The organism is Polynucleobacter sp. 39-46-10, from assembly GCF_002282275.1.
In genome coordinates this window covers 1-1,746 of the sequence record NZ_NCJB01000424.1, presented here as the reverse complement: position 1 = coordinate 1,746, position 1,746 = coordinate 1, and the positions used below count along the sequence as shown (strand labels likewise).

The 1,746-nt window shown below is 47.2% G+C and carries 2 protein-coding genes; one reads left to right on the top strand and one right to left on the bottom strand.

Annotation, left to right across the window (positions count from 1 at the left end):
* Window positions 1-558: ATP-binding cassette domain-containing protein (locus tag B7X71_RS16415; protein ID WP_293601519.1), on the bottom strand; the 558-nt coding region annotated here is incomplete at its 3' end.
* 68 nt (window positions 559-626) lie between these two features.
* Between B7X71_RS16415 and B7X71_RS16410 the strand changes: the two genes are divergently transcribed.
* The coding region (locus B7X71_RS16410; RefSeq protein WP_293601518.1) for an iron ABC transporter permease at window positions 627-1,746 on the top strand (1,120 nt) is incomplete at its 3' end.

The window sequence follows — 1,746 nt, the reverse complement described above, 5'->3', positions numbered from 1 at the left end:
ACCCGCAAGACGCTCCCTCAGTTCAATATCGAGACTGGAGAAGGGTTCATCAAGCAAAATCAAGACAGGCTCCGGCGCCATCGCCCTTGCCAGTGCCACTCGTTGTTGTTGTCCGCCGCTCAGTTCATGAGGATAGGCATCAGCCTTGTCTGAGAGTGAGACTCTTCCAAGCCATTCCTTGGCAACACTCGATCTTTGCTGGCTGGGGAGGTGCTGAAGGCCAAAGGCAATATTTTCTAAAACATTCAGATGAGGGAAGAGGGCGAAGTCTTGAAAGACCATCCCTACTTTTCTTTGGTTTGGCGGAGTATGGGTCGAAGCAGAGCTCACAAGCTGATCCCGCAAGAGAATCTCACCGGCTTTTACTGGCTCAAATCCACAGATAGCTCGGAGCACAGTAGACTTCCCGCAGCCTGAGGAGCCCAATAGGCATCCAATTTCACCCTGGGCAAGATCCAGATTGAGGCCTTTGACAGCTGTTACGCGTCCTTGACCATCCAGGCTGGGATAGTCAATTTCCAGCTGTTTGATAGAAAGCAGTGTGTGAGTCGAGTTCATCCCTATAATTTTCTCATTAATGCTAGTGGTTTAATACATAGCTAGAGTCTAAACGGATTGTGGATTGAATGAATCGTATTGTGGTGCTGCTTGCCCTGTTGTTATTTTTGCCCCTATTTGGCTTGGCAGCGCCATTCCTATTTCCCGGAAGTGAGTTATTAGCCAGCGGCACTCTGAGTCATTTATGGAACTTTGTGTTGGGCGGATATATTGCTTCCACCTTGGTGCTCATACTTGGTGTTGGTGTCGGAGTGTTTATCCTGGGTGTCGGCAATGCCTGGATCATTGCTAGCTATGAATTCCCTGGTAAAAAAATATTTGAGTGGGCCTTAATTCTTCCCTTGGCCGTCCCTACTTACGTCATGGCTTATTTATTTGTTGATCTGCTGCAGTTTTCTGGGCCGATACAAAGTGGCCTTCGTAGCATGCTCGGAATGGAGTCCTTATGGTTCTTTCCAGATCCGCGCTCATTGAGTGGGGCTATTTGGTCTTTTTCATTCTGTCTCTTTCCCTATGTCTACCTCATTACCCGCACTGCTTTTCTAGAGCGTAGCGGTCGATTGATTGAGGTTTCAGAAACCCTTGGCTACAGTCCTCTGCAAGGGTTTACGAAGTTGGTGTTGCCTATGGCAAGACCAGCCATCTTCGCCGGGATGGCCTTGGCACTCATGGAGGTCTTGGCTGATTTTGGGGCGGTTTCTTACTTTGGTGTGCAGACCTTTGCAACCGGTATCTTTAAGGCTTGGCTTTCTTTTGGTGACCGTGTGGCTGCGGTGCAGCTTGCCTTAGGCCTGTTGAGTTTTGTCCTACTCATCTTCTTTATTGAGCAGAGTAGCCGTTCAAAATTGCGTTATGCCTCATCTTCAAGAGGTAAGACATTAGCTAAATCTCTGCGCGGTAAGAAAGCTTTTTTTGCATTTGCATTTTGTGGTGCTACGCTTTTGTGCGGATTCTTATTGCCAGCATTTGCACTCGTGCAATTACTCTTTAAGCAAGGTCTGACAATTGATATTCGATATCTAGATTGGTTGAGTAATTCTTTATCTGTTTCAGTTTTGACTGCAGTAATTTCAGTTGTACTCGCAGTATTTTTTGCTTACTCAGTGAGGATGAATGCGCGCTTAAGCTGGGTCAATCGATTGCTAGGCTTTGGTTATGCACTTCCTGGAGCGGTTCTTGCGATCGGTA